Annotated in this window: 17 protein-coding genes and 1 pseudogene; 10 read left to right on the top strand and 8 right to left on the bottom strand. The window is 65.1% G+C overall.

Annotated elements, in window-relative coordinates; translation table 11 throughout:
* Window positions 1–37: 37 nt before the first annotated feature.
* Window positions 38–949, bottom strand: coding sequence for a 3-oxoacyl-ACP reductase (locus tag A9W99_RS00675; protein ID WP_067371855.1), 912 nt, complete (start codon window positions 947–949; stop codon window positions 38–40).
* Between the two features lie 44 nt (window positions 950–993).
* Window positions 994–1,185, bottom strand: coding sequence for a ferredoxin (locus A9W99_RS00680; protein ID WP_067233504.1), 192 nt, complete (start codon window positions 1,183–1,185; stop codon window positions 994–996).
* Between the two features lie 200 nt (window positions 1,186–1,385).
* Here A9W99_RS00680 and A9W99_RS00685 point away from each other — a divergent pair, with 200 nt between their 5' ends.
* From A9W99_RS00685 to A9W99_RS00700, 4 genes are all read left to right on the top strand, one after another.
* Window positions 1,386–2,567, top strand: a complete 1,182-nt coding sequence (locus A9W99_RS00685; protein ID WP_067371858.1) for an acyl-CoA dehydrogenase — start codon at window positions 1,386–1,388, stop codon at window positions 2,565–2,567.
* 24 nt (window positions 2,568–2,591) lie between these two features.
* The gene (locus tag A9W99_RS00690; RefSeq protein WP_067371861.1) at window positions 2,592–3,689 is read left to right on the top strand and encodes an acyl-CoA dehydrogenase family protein; all 1,098 of its coding nucleotides are present in this window, start codon (window positions 2,592–2,594) and stop codon (window positions 3,687–3,689) included.
* A gap of 86 nt (window positions 3,690–3,775) precedes the next feature.
* Window positions 3,776–5,287: a long-chain-fatty-acid--CoA ligase FadD17 gene (gene fadD17, locus A9W99_RS00695; protein ID WP_067371864.1), complete on the top strand. Its 1,512-nt coding sequence runs from the start codon at window positions 3,776–3,778 to the stop codon at window positions 5,285–5,287.
* Window positions 5,260–5,958 carry a hypothetical protein gene (locus A9W99_RS00700; protein ID WP_067371868.1) on the top strand — a complete coding sequence of 233 codons (699 nt, stop codon included), beginning with the start codon at window positions 5,260–5,262 and terminating at the stop codon, window positions 5,956–5,958. The genes fadD17 and A9W99_RS00700 overlap by 28 nt, the downstream gene beginning before the upstream one ends.
* Here the strand turns inward: A9W99_RS00700 and A9W99_RS00705 are convergent.
* From A9W99_RS00705 to A9W99_RS00715, 3 genes are read right to left on the bottom strand one after another with little or no spacing between them, the layout of a single operon-like run.
* Window positions 5,944–7,488, bottom strand: a complete 1,545-nt coding sequence (locus tag A9W99_RS00705; RefSeq protein WP_067371871.1) for an acetolactate synthase large subunit — start codon at window positions 7,486–7,488, stop codon at window positions 5,944–5,946. The genes A9W99_RS00700 and A9W99_RS00705 overlap by 15 nt on opposite strands.
* Entirely contained in the window at window positions 7,485–8,318 is an 834-nt protein-coding gene (locus tag A9W99_RS00710; RefSeq protein ID WP_067371875.1) for an amidohydrolase family protein, read from the bottom strand. Before A9W99_RS00710 ends, A9W99_RS00705 begins: the two co-directional genes overlap by 4 nt.
* 50 nt (window positions 8,319–8,368) lie before the next feature.
* Window positions 8,369–10,024: an acyl-CoA synthetase gene (locus tag A9W99_RS00715; protein ID WP_067371878.1), complete on the bottom strand. Its 1,656-nt coding sequence runs from the start codon at window positions 10,022–10,024 to the stop codon at window positions 8,369–8,371.
* Window positions 10,025–10,087: 63 nt separating this feature from the next.
* Here A9W99_RS00715 and A9W99_RS00720 point away from each other — a divergent pair, with 63 nt between their 5' ends.
* Both A9W99_RS00720 and A9W99_RS00725 read left to right on the top strand, forming a co-directional pair.
* Window positions 10,088–10,888: a crotonase/enoyl-CoA hydratase family protein gene (locus A9W99_RS00720; RefSeq protein WP_067371882.1), complete on the top strand. Its 801-nt coding sequence runs from the start codon at window positions 10,088–10,090 to the stop codon at window positions 10,886–10,888.
* A gap of 104 nt (window positions 10,889–10,992) precedes the next feature.
* A pseudogene (locus A9W99_RS00725) lies at window positions 10,993–11,827 on the top strand (hypothetical protein).
* Window positions 11,828–11,881: 54 nt separating this feature from the next.
* Here A9W99_RS00725 and A9W99_RS00730 read toward each other — a convergent pair.
* Genes A9W99_RS00730 through A9W99_RS00740 form a run of 3 tightly spaced genes read right to left on the bottom strand, consistent with a single transcriptional unit; the run spans window position 11,882 to window position 14,862 of the window.
* The gene (locus A9W99_RS00730) at window positions 11,882–13,075 is read right to left on the bottom strand and encodes a cytochrome P450 (RefSeq protein WP_067371884.1); all 1,194 of its coding nucleotides are present in this window, start codon (window positions 13,073–13,075) and stop codon (window positions 11,882–11,884) included.
* Window positions 13,072–13,788 (bottom strand): acetoacetate decarboxylase family protein, encoded by a 717-nt coding sequence (locus A9W99_RS00735; RefSeq protein WP_067371886.1) that lies wholly within the window; start codon window positions 13,786–13,788, stop codon window positions 13,072–13,074. Before A9W99_RS00735 ends, A9W99_RS00730 begins: the two co-directional genes overlap by 4 nt.
* Window positions 13,789–13,830: 42 nt before the next feature.
* Entirely contained in the window at window positions 13,831–14,862 is a 1,032-nt protein-coding gene (locus tag A9W99_RS00740; protein WP_067371888.1) for an LLM class F420-dependent oxidoreductase, read from the bottom strand.
* A gap of 70 nt (window positions 14,863–14,932) precedes the next feature.
* Here A9W99_RS00740 and A9W99_RS00745 point away from each other — a divergent pair, with 70 nt between their 5' ends.
* From A9W99_RS00745 to A9W99_RS00760, 4 genes are read left to right on the top strand one after another with little or no spacing between them, the layout of a single operon-like run.
* A complete protein-coding gene (locus tag A9W99_RS00745; protein ID WP_216639698.1) occupies window positions 14,933–15,934 on the top strand; it encodes a Zn-ribbon domain-containing OB-fold protein in 1,002 nt (333 codons plus the stop codon).
* Window positions 15,935–15,948: 14 nt separating this feature from the next.
* On the top strand, window positions 15,949–17,013 hold the full coding sequence (locus A9W99_RS00750) for a thiolase domain-containing protein (protein WP_067371894.1): 1,065 nt from the start codon (window positions 15,949–15,951) through the stop codon (window positions 17,011–17,013).
* Complete coding sequence (locus A9W99_RS00755) at window positions 17,013–18,206, top strand: thiolase domain-containing protein (protein WP_067371897.1); 1,194 nt, start codon at window positions 17,013–17,015, stop codon at window positions 18,204–18,206. The genes A9W99_RS00750 and A9W99_RS00755 overlap by 1 nt, the downstream gene beginning before the upstream one ends.
* Complete coding sequence (locus tag A9W99_RS00760) at window positions 18,203–18,625, top strand: nuclear transport factor 2 family protein (protein ID WP_253869500.1); 423 nt, start codon at window positions 18,203–18,205, stop codon at window positions 18,623–18,625. The genes A9W99_RS00755 and A9W99_RS00760 overlap by 4 nt, the downstream gene beginning before the upstream one ends.
* Window positions 18,626–18,661: the final 36 nt, after the last annotated feature.

An 18,661-nucleotide genomic window follows, 5' to 3' on the forward strand; every position in this document is an offset into this window, starting at 1 on the left:
GGGGATTCGCGGAAGGCATCCCAGGCCTCCCACACCCTCACTCACCCATCAGTCCGGTCGCAGAAAAGTTCAGGTTCGGATCCCGGCCGGCAAAGTAGTCGTGCAGCGTGGCGCTGAGCTGCGGGGGCTCCCACGCCGAACCGTCCGCAGTGAACTGACGCTCCACGCTCGGCGCCGCCACCAGCGTGACGCGCGGACCGTACACAATGAACACCTGACCGTTGACTTCTGCGGCGGCCGGGGACGCCAGGAACTGCACCAGCGTCACCACGTGCTGCGGTGACAAGGGGTCAATCTCGTCGCCTTCGGGAGCCTCGCCGAAGACGTCGGCCGTCATCGCGGTCCGCGCCCGCGGACAGATCGCGTTGGCGCAGATTCCGTATCGGCCCAGTGCCCGCGAGGCGGTCAGGGTAAGCGCGGTGATGCCCGCCTTCGCGGCGCCGTAGTTGGCCTGGCCCACCGGCCCCACCAGACCTGCCTCAGACGAGGTGTTGATCAGCCGGCCATATATGAGGCCGTCCTTGGCCTCTTTTGCTCTGGTGCGCCAATAAGTTGCGGCGTTGCGGGTGAGCAGAAAATGTCCGCGCAGGTGCACGGCGATGACGAGGTCCCATTCCTCGTCGGACATGTTGAACAGCATCCGGTCACGGGTGATCCCCGCGTTGTTGACGACGATGTCCAGTCCGCCCAGCCCGTCGGCAGCGGAGATGAGCTCGTCGGCCGTCGCGCGTTGGCTGATGTCACCCGCCACCGCGAGCGCCTTGCTGCCCGCGGCCGTGATCTCGTCGACGACGTCGGAGGCATCCAACGCGGCCGCCAGGTCGTTGACCACGACAGTGGCGCCGAGACTGGCCAAGCCGAGCGCCTCGGCACGCCCAAGGCCCGCGGCCGCACCGGTAACCACCGCAACCTTTCCGGATAGATCGGTCGCGTTCGTGCTGCTACTCAATTTATGAATACCTCTAGTTAGGGGTCAGCCCTGCTCGGCTCGGACTAGTCGCCGCGCAACAGCGCAGCACGGGGGCACTCAGCGATCGCCTGTTCGGCCAGGTGTTCCCGGTCGGGCGGAATCGGATCGGTCTTGACGACGGCGTAGTCCTCGTCATCCAGGTCGAAGATATCCGGCGCGATTCCCATGCACACCGCATTACCTTCGCACCGGTCACGGTCCACGATCACCCGCACGACAACCTCCTTGAACCTTGCCACCCGCCCCTTCAGTTGATAGCTCCACCATAAGGCCCGGCCACGTCTGACGAAACGGTCGCTGGATTCCCAGACTAGAACGTGTTACAACCGGGAAGACGAATGGGTAGCCGTTGGTCAGTTCGCGCCGCCCGTTCGATGGCGGCGAGACACCAACGCTCAACCGAAGGACGGCTGGAATGCGCATCAGTTATACCCCTGAACAGGAGGAGCTGCGTCGCGAGCTGCGGTCGTACTTCGCCACGCTGATGACACCGGAGCGGCGTGAAGCGCTGAGCTCGGTCCAAGGCGAGTACGGCGTCGGCAACGTGTACCGCGAGACCGTCGCTCAGATGGGCAAAGACGGGTGGCTCACCCTGAACTGGCCCAAGGAGTACGGCGGCCAGGACCGCTCCCCGATGGATTCGTTGATCTTCACCGACGAGGCCGCGATTGCCGGTGCACCGGTGCCGTTCCTGACCATCAACAGCGTGGCGCCGACCATCATGGCGTACGGAACCGACGAGCAGAAGAAGTTCTTTCTGCCCAAGATCGCGGCGGGTGAGCTGCACTTCTCGATCGGCTATTCCGAGCCGGGCGCCGGTACCGACCTGGCCAACCTGCGCACCACCGCGGTCCGCGACGGCGACGACTACGTGGTCAACGGGCAGAAGATGTGGACCAGCCTGATCGCGTACGCGGACTACGTCTGGCTGGCGGTGCGCACCAACCCGGAAGCCAAGAAGCACCGCGGCATTTCTGTGCTGATCGTGCCGACCACCGCCGAGGGCTTCTCGTGGACGCCGGTGCACACCATGGCCGGTCCCGACACGAGCGCCACCTACTACTCCGACGTGCGGGTCCCGGTGACCAACCTGGTCGGCGAGGAGAACGGCGGCTGGAAGCTGGTGACGAACCAGCTCAATCACGAGCGGGTGGCCCTGGTGTCGCCTGCGCCGATCTTCCTGTGTCTACGGGAAGTTCGCGAATGGGCGCAGCACACCAAGGACTCCAGCGGTGCCCGGCTGATCGACTCCGAATGGGTGCAGCTCAACCTGGCCCGGGTGCACGCCAAGGCCGAGGTGCTCAAGCTGATCAACTGGGAGCTCGCGTCTTCGCAGGACGCTTCCCCGTCGCCGGCGGACGCATCGGCCGCCAAGGTCTTCGGTACCGAACTGGCCACCGAGGCCTACCGGCTGCTGATGGAAGTGCTCGGTACTGCCGCGACCTTGCGGCAGGACTCCCCTGGCGCCTTACTGCGCGGCCGGGTGGAGCGGATGCACCGTGCCTGCCTGATCCTGACCTTCGGCGGCGGCACCAATGAGGTACAGCGCGACATTATCGGCATGGTCGCGCTCGGACTGCCCCGGGCCAACCGCTGACCCTTATATAGAGGACGGGATTTCATGGATTTCACGACAACCGAAGCCGCGACCGACCTCGGTGGTCTGGTTGACACCATCGTCGACGCGGTGTGCACGCCGGCGCATCAACGTGAGCTGGACGGCCTCGAGCAGCGGTTCGACCGAGAGCTGTGGGGCAAGCTCGTCGACAGCGACATCCTGACCAGTGCCGCGCCCGCGTCGCTGGGCGGCGACGGATTCGGGGTGCTCGAGCAGACGGCGGTGCTGGTTGCGTTGGGCCACCAGCTTGCGGCCGTGCCCTACCTGGAGTCGGTGGTGCTGGCTGCGGGCGCGCTGGCCCGCTTCGGGTCCGAGGAGCTGCAGCAAAGCTGGGGTGTGGCGGCGGTCAACGGAGAAAAGATCCTGACCGTGGCCGCCGACGGCGAGATGGGTGAGGGCCCGGTGCGGGCGGCCTCCACTGGTGACGGTTTCCGTCTCACCGGTACCCGCACCCTGGTCGGCTACGGGCCGGTGGCGGACGCATTCCTGGTACCGGCCGAAACAGATTCCGGCACCGCCGTCTTCCTGGTCGCGTCCGATGATCCGGGCGTCGCGGTCACCCCGTTGCAGACCACCGGCCTGGGCTGCGTCGGGCACCTGGCGCTGGACGACGTCGCGGTGGCCGCGGACCGCAAGGTCGGCGGAAGCGAGGTGGTGAGCTGGCTCCGCACGATTTCCACCTTGGGCCGCAGCGCCTTTCAGCTCGGCGTCCTCGAACGTGGATTACAGATGACGGCCGAATACGCCCGGACCCGGGAACAATTCGATCGCCCGATCGGCAGCTTCCAAGCCGTTGGTCAGCGGCTGGCCGACGGGTACATCGACGTCAAGGGTTTGCGGTTGACGCTCACCCAGGCCGCCTGGAAGGTGGCCGAGGACATTCCCGCTGAGATCGACGTGGCGTCGGCGGCGTTTTGGGCAGCCGACGCGGGCCACCGGGTCGCCCACACCATCGTGCACGTGCATGGCGGCGTCGGCGTCGACACCGATCATCCGGTACACCGGTATTTCCTTGCTGCCAAGGAGACCGAGTTCGCACTCGGCGGCGCGACCGGGCAGTTGCGCCGGATCGGTCGCGAATTGGCGGAAACCCCTGCTTAGCAGGCCATGTCGGCAAACGTGACGCTAGCGTCACGCTGGCGTTCGAGTGTGACGCCAGCGTCACCCTCGAGTTGTGGTGCAGGCTCGTGACTGACCCGACGGTCACCGAACTCCTCGTGCCGCTGGCCGAAATCGACGACCGCGGTGTCTATTTCGAGGATTCGTTTACCAGCTGGCACGAGCACATCCGGCATGGTGCCGCGATTGCGGCGACGTTGCGCGATCGTCTCGAACCTGGCCGGCCGCCGCATGTCGGCGTGCTGCTGGAAAACACGCCCTTCTTCTCGGCAATGCTGGTTGCCGCCGGTCTGTCCGGGATCGTGCCGGTGGGACTCAACCCGGTGCGCCGTGGGGATGCACTGGCCCGCGACATCGAACGGGCCGACTGCCAACTGGTGCTGGCCGATTCGAAATCAGCTCTGGCACTGGACGATATCGACCATATCAATGTCGATTCCGCCGAGTGGGCTGACGAACTGGCCGTGCATCGCGATGCCGAGCTGCGTTTCCAGTCCGCGAACCCCGCCGACCTGTTCATGCTGATCTTCACGTCCGGCACCAGCGGCGAACCGAAAGCGGTGAAGTGCAGCCATAGCAAGGTTGCGATCGCCGGGGTGACGATGACTGAGCGATTCAGCTTGGGACCCGACGATGTCTGCTATGTGTCGATGCCGTTGTTCCACTCCAACGCGGTGCTGGTCGGCTGGTCCGTAGCGGCGGCGTGCCGGGGGTCAATGGCATTGCGGCGCAAGTTCTCTGCGTCGAACTTTCTACCCGACGTGCGCCGTTACGGTGCCACCTACGCCAACTATGTGGGCAAGCCGTTGTCGTATGTGCTTGCCACGCCCGAGCAGCCCGACGACGCGGACAACCCGTTACGGGCGGTGTACGGCAACGAGGGCGTGCCCGGCGACATCGAACGCTTTTCCCGTAGGTTCGGATGCGTCGTTCAGGACGGGTTCGGTTCGACCGAGGGCGGTGTGGCGATTGCCCGCACGCCAGACACTCCGCCGGGCTCGCTGGGTCCGTTGTCCGGGGGTGTCGACATCGTCGACCCGGATACCGGCCTGCCCTCCCCGCCCGGGGTAGTCGGCGAACTGGTGAACAGGACGGGAGCAGGCCGTTTCGAGGGCTACTACAACGACGAGGCGGCCTCGTCCGAGCGGATGGCCGGCGGTGTGTACCACAGCGGTGATCTCGCCTATCGCGATGAGAATGGTTACGCGTATTTCGCAGGGCGCCTTGGTGATTGGATGCGGGTTGACGGTGAAAACCTGGGCGCGGCGCCCATCGAGCGGGTGCTGCTGAGATACCCCGACGCGATCGAGGTTGCGGTTTATCCGGTGCCCGATCCGGTGGTCGGCGACCAGGTGATGGCCGCGCTGGTGCTGGCTGCCGGCACGGAATTCGATGCCGACAAATTTCGAGCCTTCCTTGCCGAGCAACCCGATTTAGGGCCTAAGCAGTGGCCTTCTTACGTCCGAACCAGTGCGGAACTGCCGCGTACCGTGACCTTCAAGGTGCTCAAGCGGCAGTTGTCCGCCGAGGGCGTCGACTGCGGCGATCCGGTATGGCCGATTCGCTGGCCAGGATCGTGAAATTCGACGAGCTTGCCGCCAGTGTGCCGGCACGGGTCGGTGTCGCCGTTGCTCGGCCTGCCGAGGTCTATTCGCTTGGCGAGTGGTCGTCCGGCGTTGCATGGTCGACCATCAAAGTACCGTTGGCGGTTGCGGCACTGCGCAGCGATCCTGCGTTAAAGAATTTGGTAATCAAGGCAATTACCAACTCCGACAATGCTGCCGCGGAGCAGCTGTGGGCGGGCCTCGGTGAGCCGGTGCAGGCCGCACGGCGAGTGCGGGCCATCATCGCGGAATCCGGGGACGGCGCCACCGTCGTCGAGTCGCAGCGAGTTCGCCCCGGCTTCACGGCATTCGGCCAAACGCAGTGGCCACTGGACCGGCAGGCGCGCTTCGCCGCGCAACTACCCGCGCTTCCGAGGGCTGCCGTTGTGATTGATTTGATGCGCCGTCTCACTGCCAAGCAGTGCTGGGGGCTTGCCGCCACAGGCATTCCGACCAAAGGCGGTTGGGGTCCGGGCAGCACAGCACGTAACTATCTGGTGCGGCAATTCGGTTTGGTAGCAAGCGAATCCGGTGATGTTGGTGTAGCCGTGGCGGCCGAAGCGCGGACTTTCAAAAGCGGCATCGATGTGCTCAATCGGCTGACGGACTGGCTCGTCGACAACCTTCCCGAACTATCCGAGCAGTGACGGCACAACCGCGTCGATCAGGTGCGGTCCTGGCTCGGCGAAAGCCGCGCGGAGTGCGTCGGCGAACTCCTCCGCAGTGCTCACCCGCCGCGCCGGAACTCCCATGCCTTCGGCGATCTTGACGAAATCCATTGTCGGTCTTGACAAGTCCAGTAGGTCCAGCGCTTTCGGACCGGGAGCCGAGCCGGCACCGACACGTTGCAGCTCGATACGCAGGATGTCGTAGGCGCTGTTGTCGTAGATTACGGTCGTCACGTTCAAGTTTTCCCGCGCCTGGGTCCACAGCCCGGAAATCGTGTACATCGCCGACCCATCAGATTCCAGACACAGCACCGGACGGTCGGGAGCGGCCACCGCCGCGCCGACCGCGGTGGGGATGCCGTAGCCGATCGCTCCGCCGGTCAGCGTCAGCCAGTCATGGGCGGGAGCGCCCGCAGTCGCCTGCGGAAGCAGCACCCCGGAAGTGTTCGACTCGTCGACGACGATCGCCCGTTCCGGCAACAGCGCCCCGACCACGCCGGCCACCGATGCCGACGTCAGGGCGCCGGTGGGCAGCTGCGGGCGAGACGCGGGGCCGACGGGCGCGACCGTCCCGGGCGCCAATTCGTCAGCCAGTGCCGCCAAAGCGTCAGCGGCACCGCTGTATTCGGCCAGCACGTGCACCTCGCAACCGGCCGGTACCAGATCGCTGGGCATGTTTGGATAGGCGAAGAACGACACCGGCGACTTGGCACCCGCCAGGATCAGGTGCTTGGCGCCGTTCAACTGGTCCGCTGCGGCTTCGGCGAAGTACGCGAGCCTATCGACAGCGGGAACACCGGCGCCGCGCTCCAGCCGGGTCGGGAAGGTCTCGCACAACCAACGGGCCCCGGTCGCCTCGGCAATCCGCGCGGCCGCTGCCAGCCCCGGCGCGCGGGTGGCATCCCCGCCGATCAGCATCATCGTGGGTTCGCCCGACCGCAGCACCTCCGCCACCGGTCCGACATTCACTGCTGCATTCGCGGAAGACGTTGGTACCGAGGCCTTTTGGCCGCCGTCGGACCAGGACGCGTCGGCCGGCAGAATCAGCGTCGAGATCTGCGAGCCTGCCCGGCTGGCGGCGATCGCCTCGGCCGCGTCGGTTGCGACGTCGCCGACGCTGGTGCTGCGGCGCACCCAACCCGACACGGTGCCGGCGAGGCCGTCGATGTCGGATTCCAGTGGGGCATCGTACTTTTTGTGATAGGTGGCATGGTCACCGACGACGACCACCATTGGGACCCGAGCGCGTCGGGCGTTGTGCAGGTTGGCCAGGCCGTTGCCCAGTCCGGGGCCAAGGTGCAACAGTACGGCCGCGGGCCGGTCCGCCATTCGCGCGTAACCGTCGGCGGCGCCGGTGGCCACACCCTCGAAAAGGGCCAGCACGCCGCGCATCCGCGGGACAGTGTCCAGCGCCGCAACGAAGTGCATCTCCGATGTGCCGGGGTTGGCGAAGCACACATCGACGCCGCCGTCGACCATTGTGTTGATCAGAGCCTGGGCGCCGTTCACCTGTCTGCCTCCTGTTTTGCGAGCCCGAAGACCCGCTCTGCGTTGCCGCGCAGAAAGTCGCGGCGCGCTTCGTCGGTCAGCCCGAGTTCGTCGAGGCCGGCCAGCGCGTGTGCGTGGGCGATCATCGGGTAGTTGGTGCCGAACAGCACCTTGCGTTGTCCGGTACCGGTTTTCATGAACCGGACGAGTTCATCCGGGAACCGCCGCACGGTATATGCGGAGGTGTCGATGTAGACGTTTTCGTGTTTGCGGGCCACGGCGACCATCTCCTCGGTCCACGGGTAGCCGACGTGACCGCACACGATGACTAACTCCGGGAAATCCAGGGCCACCTGGTCGATGTAGGGAATCGGACGTCCGGTCTCCGACGGCCGCATCGGCCCGGTGTGCCCGACCTGGGTGCAGAACGGGACACCCAACTGCACGCATTCGGCGAACAGCGGATAGTAGCGGCGGTCGGTGGGCGGGGCGTTCCACAGCCAGGGCACCACCCGCAGGCCCACGAAGCCGTCACTAACCCGCCGCCGCAGCTCGCGGATGGCCGCCATCGGCTGATCGAGGTCAACGGTCGCCAGGCCGCCGAACCTGTTGGGGTGCAATCGAATCCATTCGGCGACCTCGTCGTTGGAGACCAGGTCCTGGCCGTTCGGACCGCGCCAGGCGCTGAGCAGGCCGATATCGACGCCGGCGCTGTCCATCGACACGATGGTCGCGTCGATTGGGATGTCGGTTTCCGGCATGGCCCCGCCGGTCCAGCGGCGCAGCGACGCCAGCATGTCGCTGCGCAAGAACCGCAGAGTCGGGTGCTGCATCCAAACATCGATCGCCATCGCGATTCGACACTAGCCCGCCGACAATGCGCGCCGCGAAGCGGCGGGAGTCAGGCGCCGGTCGCGACGTGGCTGGCGTGCACCTCGTCGGCGGGCCGCGCCTCGGTCTGCTCCTTGGCCCACCGGTAGTCCGGTTTGCCTGCCGGTGACCGCTTGACCTCGTCGACCAGCCAAAGGCTGCGCGGCACCTTGTAGCCGGCGATCTCCGAACGTACGAAGCTGTCCAGCTCCGCCAGCGACGGCCGGCATCCCGGCCGAGCGTGCACCACGGCGGCCACATGCTGGCCGTACCGAGGGTCGGGCACCCCGACAACCAGGGCGTCGAACACGTCGGGGTGGCCCTTCAAAGCGGCTTCCACCTCTTCGGGGTAGATCTTTTCGCCACCGCTGTTGATCGACACCGAGCCCCGGCCGAGCATCGTCACGGTGCCGTCTTCCTCGACTTGGGCATAGTCGCCGGGGATCGCGTAGCGCACTCCGTTGATGGTGCGGAACGTCTCGGCGGTCTTCTTTTCGTCCTTGTAGTAGCCGACCGGGATGTTGCCCTTCTTGGCGATGAAGCCACGCACCCCCGAGCCGGGCTTCACCTCGTTGCCGTCCTCGTCGAGGACGACGGTGCGGTGGTCGATGGTGACCCGCGGGCCGCCGCTGTGCGGGGCGTCTTTGGCGACAATGCTGGTGCCCCCGAAGCCGGTCTCCGACGAGCCGATCGAGTCGGTGATGACCCGGTTGGGCAGCAGTTCCAGCAGCTTCTCCTTGATGCTCGGCGAGAACAGCGCCGCGGTGCTGGCGAGCAGGAATAGCGACGACAGGTCGTAGTCATTCTCCTTCTGCAGCGCGTCCAGCAAGGGGCGAGCCATCGCGTCACCGGTGAAGAACAACAAATTCACCTTGTGCTCGTGAATCGTGCGCCAGACCTCGTCGGCGTTGAATTCCGGTGCCAGAACGGTGGTTTGACCCGAGAAGATCGACATCCAGGTGGCCGACTGGGTCGCGCCGTGGATCATCGGCGGGATCGGGTAACGAATCATCGGCGGATTGGCGGCAGCTTGTTTCGCCAGGTCGTACTCGTCCTTGATGAATTCGCCCGTCGCGAAGTCGGTTCCGCCGAACAGCACGCGGTAGATGTCCTCGTGGCGCCACATCACGCCCTTGGGGAAGCCGGTGGTGCCGCCGGTGTAGAGCAGGTAGATCGCGTCGGCGCTGCGTTCCCCGAAGTCTCGTTCGGGTGAGCCCTGGGCGAGGGCTTCGTAGAATTCGACGCCCCCATAGCGCGCATAGTCCTGGGAGTCCCTGTCTGAGCCGTCCTCGACAACCAGGACCGTCTTGACGTTGGGGGTATCCGGCAGCACGTTGGCGACCCGGTCCGAATACTGCCGCTCATGTACCAGGGCGACCATGTCCGAGTTGTCGAAGAGGTAGCGCAGTTCGCCCTCGACGTAGCGGTAGTTGACGTTGACCAGGATGGCGCCCGCCTTGACGATGCCCAGCATCGCGACGACGATCTCGTTGCGGTTACGGCAGTAAAGCCCCACCTTGTCGTCCTGCTGCACGCCCTGGTCGATCAGGTAGTGCGCGAGCCGATTGGCCTTCTCTTCCAGTTGGGCGTAGGTCAGTTTTTCGTCGCCGCAGATGAGGGCTACACGGTCGGGCACAGCGTCGATGGCGTGCTCTGCGAGGTCGGCAATATTCAGGGCCACGGCCACCAAATTAGAACGTGTTACATTTCTTGACAAGTTCGTGGCATCGACGCGGGAAGGCGGATACCTGTGAGCGAGTCGGAAAAGGGTCCCGACGCCCTCATTGAGCAGCGCGGACACACGTTGATCTTGACGCTGAACCGCCCTGAGGCGCGCAACGCTCTCTCGACCGAGATGCTCTCGATCATGGTCGAAGCGTGGGACCGCGTCGACGGCGATCCAGAGATCCGGTCGTGCATCTTGACGGGGGCGGGCGGCTACTTCTGTGCCGGGATGGACCTCAAGGCGGCGACCGCCAAGCCACCCGGCGACTCGTTCAAGGACGGCAGCTACGACCCGTCGCGCATCGACGCCCTTCTCAAGGGCCGGCGGCTTACCAAACCGCTGATCGCCGCGGTCGAAGGTCCCGCCATCGCAGGCGGCACCGAGATCCTGCAGGGCACAGACATCCGCATTGCCGGCGAGAGCGCCAAGTTCGGTATTTCCGAGGCCAAGTGGAGCCTCTACCCGATGGGCGGATCGGCAGTGCGGCTGGCCCGCCAAATTCCCTATACGGTCGCCTGCGATCTGCTGTTGACCGGCCGCCATATCACCGCCGCCGAGGCCAAAGAAATGGGTCTCATCGGCTACGTCGTGCCCGACGGCTCGGCGCTGGAAAAGGCCCTCGAGATCGCCGAGGTGATCAACAACAACGGGCCACTCGCCGTGCAGGCCATCCTTCGGACCATCCACGACACCGAGGGCCTACACGAGAACGACGCGTTCAAGATCGACACCAAGATCGGCATCGAGGTTTTCCTCTCCGACGACGCCAAGGAAGGGCCGCTGGCTTTCAAGGAGAAGCGCAAGCCGCAGTTCAAGATGCGCTAACCTTCCCGGTCGCCCAGCGTGCTCACAGGGCGGTTGCGGCCACTTTTCAACCCTCAGAGCACGTTCGGCGCAACTGTCGGTCCCCCACGACAGACTGCTACGTCGTGACGGGACCGCTCATCGGCAGTGAAGCAATGCGTCGGGTGCATTGACCCGTCACAAGCTGCAACGCCACCACGAAGCGATCCATCCCGACGTCTATGTCCCTGTCGGCACGAAGCTCACCGCTGTACAGCGCGCCTACGCCGCATGGCTGTGGTCGAAGAGGTGCGGGATCGTTGCCGGACAATCCGCCGCGGCACTGCACGGCGCCAAATGGGTGGATGCTGGGCAACCCGCGCAACTTATCTACGGACACCGCCGCCCGCCGCCCGGCATTCGCACCTGGTCGGACACCGTCGCTGACGACGAGATTCAACTGATCGGCGACGTGCCCGTAACCACCGCGGCGCGTACCGCGTTCGACCTCGCGTGTCGTAGTCCTCTCGGCAAAGCGGTCGCGGCTGTTGACGCCTTGGCCCGTGCTACCAGGCTCAAGACTGCCGATGTTGAACTACTCGCCGAAGGCCACAAGGGTCACCGCAACATCAGACGTGCAAGACGCGCGCTGACCCTCGGCGATGCGGGCGCGGAGTCACCCCGCGAGACCTGGCTGCGACTGCTGGTCATCGAGGCCGGGTACCGCCGCCGCAAACCCAGATACCGGTTTACGGCGCATACGGAGAACTTGTCGCGGTTGTCGACATGGGTTGGGAGAACGTCAAAATCGCGCTCGAACGAGGGCGACCATCATCGCACAGACCGCCGGATATTCGGAAGGACATCGAACGCTATGAGGCGCTACCCGAACTGGGTTGGATCACCATCCGAGTCACGGCTCAACACATGACAGGCGGCATTTTGGCACGACTGGCGGCGGCGTGGGCACGCCGAACGTGAACTCACGCACAGATTTTCGCGGATTTCTCGCCCTGAGAACACGCTCGGCGGCGGCTACCCCAGCGGCGCGGTTGGGCTAAAAGCCACCGGCATCTTCTCCAAGCCGGAGACGAAGTTCGCCGGCCGCAGCGGCAACGCGGCATCCGAGGCCAGCCGCATGTCGGGAAGACGCTGCAGCAGCCGCGACTGCATGATCGACAACTCCAGCCGGGCCAACTGATTGCCCAGGCAGAAATGCGTCCCGAATCCGAAGGCGAGGTGGTTGTTCGGGTAGCGCTCGATGTCGAAGCTCTCCGGGTTCTCGAACACCTTCTCGTCGAAGTTCGCCGACTCGAACAGCAGGATTATTTTCTCGCCCTGGTGCAACTGCGTGCCGTGAAACTCGTTGTCGGCGGTAACCGTGCGGGCCATGTTCTTCACCGGCGCGGTCCAGCGCAGCATCTCTTCGATGGCGTTGGGCAGCAGTCCGAGGTCGTTGACCAGGCGCTGATGCTGGTCGGGGTGCAACAGCAGCTGCCGTGTTCCGCCGGAAAGCGTGTGACGTGTGGTCTCGTCGCCGCCGATCAGCAGCAGCAGCACCTCGGTGACGATCTGATGGTCTTCGAGGCGGGATCCTTTCACCTCCGCATGCACCAGGACGCTGACCAGATCGTCGGTCGGTGCCTCCTTGCGCGCCGCAATCATGCCCATCATGTATTCGCTGTAGGCGGCGAAGGCATCCATGGTGACCTGGAAATCCTCTTGCGCCGCAGTGCTGCTCAGAAAACTGACCAGATCGTCGGACCACTTGAGGAACATCTTGCGTTCCTCCGGAAGCACACCGAGCATGTCACCGATGACCGCCATCGGCAGCGGCGCGGCGAGGTCCCAGACGAAGTCGCACTCCCCGCGTTCGCACACCGCGTCGATCAACGTGTCGCACAGCGCGGTGATCTTGGACTCCTGGTCTTTGACGCGCTTGCGGGTGAAGCCGGAGTTGACGAGCTTGCGCCGCAACAGATGTTGCGGGTCGTCCATCTCGATCATCATCTCGACGCCGTCTTGGTCGGGCCGGATGCCGCCCGCGTTCGAGAACATGTCGGGGTTGCGTTCGGCGTCGATGACGGCCTGATAGGTCGACGCCGCGGCCAATCCGTTGCGGTCCCGGAATACCGGTTCGTGCTCTCGCATCCACCGGTAGACGGATCGGGAGTCGCCGGCGTAGAACGCGCCGTCGGTCAGATCTACGTCCGGTCTAGTCAAAGTCATGAGATCTCCTCAGCGTCACCGAATGTCATTTGTGCGTTGTCAGCCGAAGTCGACAGCATGGCTCGCTTCGGAAGACCCAGCGAAGCAAGCTCTTTGGCATAGGGGTGATCCCCGAGTCGCAGCCGCACACCACCTGGCCGGTAACGCGAACCCCTGGCACACATCGTGAATTCAGTCTCCAACGTGTGTCCCTCGCGGTGCGCATATGAGCGCAACTGCTGCTCGCGAGGCGTCAGCGCCGACGGAATCGGCAGGCCGCCACGGAATTCCATGTCGACCACGAGCTGACCATCGGCGCTCAGATCGAAGCCGAAGTGACGGCCGTCCCGAATCCTGAACTCCGCCATTACTTTCGGAAATCCCCAGATTGTCCGCCCCGCTTCGAGAGTGAAGGTTTGATCGACCAGCATGTGATGAATGAAGGCGGACTGAAGTGCACGAAGACCCGACGCGCTGGAACCGGGCTGGTTGACCATCACGCTGGTGCTCAACTCGTGATACTCGCCGAGGTCACCGTCGATGAAGTGCGCCAGTATCAATGCCACGGCAGCGCGGCCGGGCAGAAAGCGGGCCACCTGCAGACCGCTGTAGTCGATCATCCGTTGGGCGGCGTCGGCGTCCACCGAGAACATCGCCATGTGCTGGGTCGCCTTGCGGATCTGTACCGGCATCGTGAGTACCGTGCCCGCGATGGTGTGCTGCGAGGCTGTCATCCGGCCAATCTAGAACGCGTTCTAATAGCCTGGCAAGAACTCCTACGTCAGCGCGGCGAGGTCGCGGACCTGCTCGGCGTTGCGGGCGGCCACCACCATCATCGTGACGCCGGCCGCTTCCCAGGCCGCGATCTGCTTACGGACGTAGTCCAGATCGCCGACGATCATGGCGTCGTCGACGAGCTCGTCGGGGATGATCTTGGCGGCCTCGTCCTTGCGGTTGGACCGGAACAGCTTGGTGACCTCGTCGACCACCTCGGCGTAGCCCATCCGGCGGTAGACGTCGGCGTGGAAGTTAGTGTCCTCGGCACCCATGCCGCCCATGTAGAGCGCGAGGAATGGCTTGATTCCCTCGAACGCGGCTGCCCGGTCCTCGGTGACGACGATCTGCGCCGTCGCGCAGATCTCGAAGTCATCCCGGGTGCGCCGAGCGCCCGGCCGGGCGAATCCCTCGTCGAGCCATTCGTTGTAGGTGTCGGCCATTCGTGGCGAGTAGAAGATGGGCAGCCAGCCATCGCAAATCTCGGCCGCCAGCGCGACGTTCTTGGGGCCTTCGGCGCCCAGCATGATCGGGATGTCGGCGCGCAGTGGGTGGGTGATCGGTTTCAGTGCCTTGCCCAGACCGGTCGTCCCAGAATCAGTCAGCGGCAACGGATAGTGCGGTCCGTCGCTGGTCACCGGCGCTTCCCGGGCCCACACCTGGCGGACGATGTCGATGTATTCGCGGGTGCGAGCCAGCGGCTTGGGAAACTTTTGGCCGTACCAGCCCTCGACCACCTGCGGGCCGGATACGCCGAGCCCGAGGATGTGCCGGCCGCCGCTGAGGTGGTCGAGGGTGAGTGCGGCCATCGCGCAGGCCGTCGGGGTGCGTGCGGACAGCTGGACCACCGACGTGCCCAGCCGCACGCGCTGCGTCGACGAGCCCCACCAGGCCAGTGGCGTGTAGGCATCCGAGCCCCACGCCTCGGCGGTGAAGACGGCGTCAAATCCGGCATCCTCGGCGGCGGCGACCAGCTCGGCGGCGTTCTCCGGTGGTTGAGCACCCCAATAACCCAGTTGCAGTCCGAGCTTCATGCCTTGGCCTCCCAGCGCCCATTAAAAGAGCAAGTTGAAACGATTCTTAGAACCTGTTCTACTCGAATGCGTGACAGCCAGTTCGAGCGGCCCGACCCTGATGGATCACCATGAGCCGCCCCTCTCCGCGCCACTTACGTTGTCCTTCGACTACACCCGTTCAGTGGGCCCCACGCTGGGCAAGTTCTTCACCGCGCTGCGCGACCGGCACATTTTGGGAGTACGCGGGTCGGATGGCCGAGTGCATGTGCCACCGGCCGAATACGACCCGGTCACCTATGAACCGCTGGGCGAAATGGTACCGGTCGCCAGTGTCGGCACCGTCGCATCGTGGACCTGGCAGCCGGAGCCGCTGGCGGGCCAGCCGCTGGACCACCCGTTCGCCTGGGCGCTGATCAAGCTGGACGGCGCGGACACGCTGCTGATGCATGCCGTTGATGTCGGAGCCGCGGGCGAACCCGGCGCGATCAGCACCGGCACCCGGGTCCATGTGCACTGGGCCGACGAGACCGTCGGCGCGATCACCGACATCGCGTACTTCGAGCTCGGCGATGAGGCCGAACCCGCAGCGGAGTCGGCCAGCGACCAGGATCCGGTCACCATGATCGTCACGCCGATCGAGATGACGATTCAGCACACCGCTTCCCACGAGGAGAGCGCATACCTGCGCGCGATCGCCGAGGGCAGACTGCTCGGCGCCAAGACCGGAGAAACCGGGAAGGTCTACTTCCCCCCACACGGTGCTGACCCGGCGACCGGACTGCCGACCACTGACTTCGTCGAGCTACCGGACAAGGGCACGGTGACGACGTTCGCGATCATCAACATCCCGTTCCAGGGCCAGCGCATCAAGCCGCCCTACGTCGCCGCTTATGTGCTGCTCGACGGCGCCGACATCCCCTTCCTGCATCTGGTCGCCGACGTCGACGCGCACGAGGTGCGCATGGGCATGCGCGTCGAAGCGATGTGGAAGCCACGCGAGGAGTGGGGCTACGGGATCGACAACATCGAGTACTTCCGGCCGACCGGTGAGCCGGACGCCGAATACGACACCTACAAGCACCACCTGTAAAGGGCCTATCTGCAATGAGCGCTCGCAACGTTGCGGTCGTCGGCTTTGCCCACGCGCCGCATGTCCGCCGCACCGACGGCACCACCAACGGCGTCGAGATGTTGATGCCGTGCTTCGCCCAGCTCTACCAGGATCTGGGCATCACCAAGGCCGACATTGGCTTCTGGTGCTCCGGCTCTTCGGATTACCTTGCCGGACGCGCATTTTCGTTCATCTCGGCGATCGACTCTATCGGAGCTGTGCCGCCGATCAACGAATCGCACGTCGAGATGGACGCCGCCTGGGCACTTTACGAGGCCTACATCAAGATCCTCACCGGCGAGGTCGACACCGCGCTGGTGTACGGCTTCGGCAAGTCCTCAGCGGGAGTCCTCCGGCGCATCTTGTCGCGGCAGACCGACCCCTACACCGTCGCGCCGCTGTGGCCGGACTCGGTGTCGATGGCGGGACTACAGGCCAGAATCGGGCTCGACTCGGGCAAGTGGACCGAATTGCAAATGGCGCGCGTCGCTTTCGAATCCTTCGCAAACGCCCGCCGGGTGGACTCCGAGGAGCCCGCGGTCAGCCTCGACGAACTGCTCGAGCGGCCGTTCTTCGCCGATCCGCTGCGGCGCCACGACATCGCGCCGATCACCGACGGCGCGGCCGCGATCGTGTTGGCCGCCGACGACCGGGCGCGGGAGTTGCGCGAGAACCCGGCCTGGATCACCGGCATCGAACACCGCATCGAGTCCCCGTCGCTGGGCGTCCGCGATCTCACCGAGTCGCCGTCCACGCAGGCGGCGGCCAGGGTGGCGACCAGGGGAAGCACCCGCAACCTCGACGTGGCCGAGATTTGCGCGCCGTTCACCCACCAGCACCTGATCCTCGCGGAGGCGATCAACATCCCCGGGGCGACGAAGATCAATCCTTCGGGCGGAGCGCTGGCGGCGAATCCAATGTTCGTCGCCGGCCTTGAACGCATAGGCTTTGCGGCACAACATATCTGGAATGGTTCGGCGCAGCGGGTGCTGGCGCATGCGACCAGCGGTCCTGCGCTGCAACAGAACCTGGTCGCGGTCATGGAAGGGAAAAACTGATGGCCGGTGCAGGGGCAAATCTGGCCGCGGTACTCGGTACCGGACAGACCAAGTATGTGGCCAAGCGCAAAGACGTCTCGATGAACGGCCTGGTGCGCGAGGCTATCGACCGCGCGCTGGAAGATTCCGGTTCCTCTTTCGACGACATCGACGCTGTCGTCGTCGGCAAGGCACCCGACTTCTTCGAGGGCGTCATGATGCCGGAGCTGTTCATGGCCGATGCCGTGGGCGCCACCGGCAAACCGCTGATCCGAGTGCACACTGCGGGTTCGGTCGGCGGATCCACCGGGGTGGTGGCGGCCAGCCTGGTGCAGTCCGGTAAGTACCGCCGGGTGCTGGCGATGGCCTGGGAGAAGCAATCGGAGTCGAATGCCATGTGGGCGTTGTCGATTCCGATCCCCTTCATCAAGCCGGTCGGCGCGGGCGCGGGCGGGTATTTCGCCCCGCACGTTCGGTCGTACATCCGCCGTTCCGGTGCACCGACGAATATCGGTGCGATGGTCGCGGTCAAGGACCGGCTCAACGGCGCCCGCAACCCGCTGGCGCATCTGCACCAGCCCGACATCACCCTCGAGAAGGTGATGGAATCGCCGATGCTGTGGGATCCCATCCGCTACGACGAGACGTGCCCGTCGTCCGACGGCGCCTGCGCGGTGGTGATCGGCAACGAGGAAATCGCCGAAGCGCGTCTGGGGCAAGGACATCCGGTGGCATGGATCCATGCCACCGCACTGCGCACCGAGCCGCTGCAATTCTCGGGCCGTGACCAGGTCAGCCCCCAAGCCAGCCGCGACGCGGCCGCCGCACTGTGGAAGGGGGCCGGCATCACCAGCCCCATCGACGAGATCGACGCCGCCGAGATCTACGTTCCGTTCTCGTGGTTCGAGCCAATGTGGTTGGAGAGCCTGGGCTTTGCCCCCGAAGGCGAAGGCTGGAAACTCACCGAAGCCGGTGAGACCGCGATCGGGGGACGACTTCCGGTGAACCCGTCCGGCGGGGTGCTGTCGTCGAACCCGATCGGTGCATCGGGCCTGATCCGCTTCGCCGAGGCGGCGATTCAGGTGATGGGCAAAGGCGGCGATCACCAGGTGCCGGGTGCGCGAAAAGCGTTGGGACATGCCTACGGTGGTGGCTCGCAGTATTACTCGATGTGGGTAGTGAGCAGTGACAAGCCGGCGAAGGACGTCAAGTGAGCCAGCAGGCCGCGGTGAAGCATCTCGCACATGAGGCGGGCCGTCGATCCCGCGAGGCGGTGCAAGCCAGGGACAAAAAAGCCTGGCTGGCCGTGTTCGCCGACGACGCCATCGTCGAAGATCCCATTGGGCCATCGGCTTTCGACCCGGAAGGCAAGGGTCACCGCGGGCGGGACGCGATATCGGCCTTCTGGGACAAAGCCATTGCGCCCACCGACAAGATCGAGTTCGTCTTCCGCGACACCTACCAATGCGGCTACGAAGAAGCCAACGTCGGGCATATCCTCATCACGACGGGCGACTATCAGATCACCGCGGACGGTGTGTTCACCTATAAGGCGAACGACGACGGCCAGCTGGTTGCGTTGCGCGCGTACTGGGAAATGGAACGCGCCGCAGCATCCGCCCGAAAGGTGTAGATCGGCTCGCCGATTGCGACTGCCTACGCAACAAGC

This window comes from Mycobacterium sp. 1164966.3, assembly GCF_001665395.1.
Taxonomy (GTDB): domain Bacteria; phylum Actinomycetota; class Actinomycetes; order Mycobacteriales; family Mycobacteriaceae; genus Mycobacterium.

Excerpts from the sequence above, each read along its gene's own strand:
- A9W99_RS00735 (WP_067371886.1), bottom strand. The coding sequence starts at position 13,788 with ATGACAGCCTCGCAGCACACCATCGCGGGCACGGTACTCACGATGCCG.
- A9W99_RS00685 (WP_067371858.1), top strand. The coding sequence starts at position 1,386 with ATGCGCATCAGTTATACCCCTGAACAGGAGGAGCTGCGTCGCGAGCTG.
- A9W99_RS00750 (WP_067371894.1), top strand. The coding sequence starts at position 15,949 with ATGAGCGCTCGCAACGTTGCGGTCGTCGGCTTTGCCCACGCGCCGCAT.
- A9W99_RS00740 (WP_067371888.1), bottom strand. The coding sequence starts at position 14,862 with ATGAAGCTCGGACTGCAACTGGGTTATTGGGGTGCTCAACCACCGGAG.
- A9W99_RS00755 (WP_067371897.1), top strand. The coding sequence starts at position 17,013 with ATGGCCGGTGCAGGGGCAAATCTGGCCGCGGTACTCGGTACCGGACAG.
- A9W99_RS00700 (WP_067371868.1), top strand. The coding sequence starts at position 5,260 with ATGGCCGATTCGCTGGCCAGGATCGTGAAATTCGACGAGCTTGCCGCC.
- A9W99_RS00690 (WP_067371861.1), top strand. The coding sequence starts at position 2,592 with ATGGATTTCACGACAACCGAAGCCGCGACCGACCTCGGTGGTCTGGTT.
- A9W99_RS00730 (WP_067371884.1), bottom strand. The coding sequence starts at position 13,075 with ATGACTTTGACTAGACCGGACGTAGATCTGACCGACGGCGCGTTCTAC.
- A9W99_RS00710 (WP_067371875.1), bottom strand. The coding sequence starts at position 8,318 with ATGGCGATCGATGTTTGGATGCAGCACCCGACTCTGCGGTTCTTGCGC.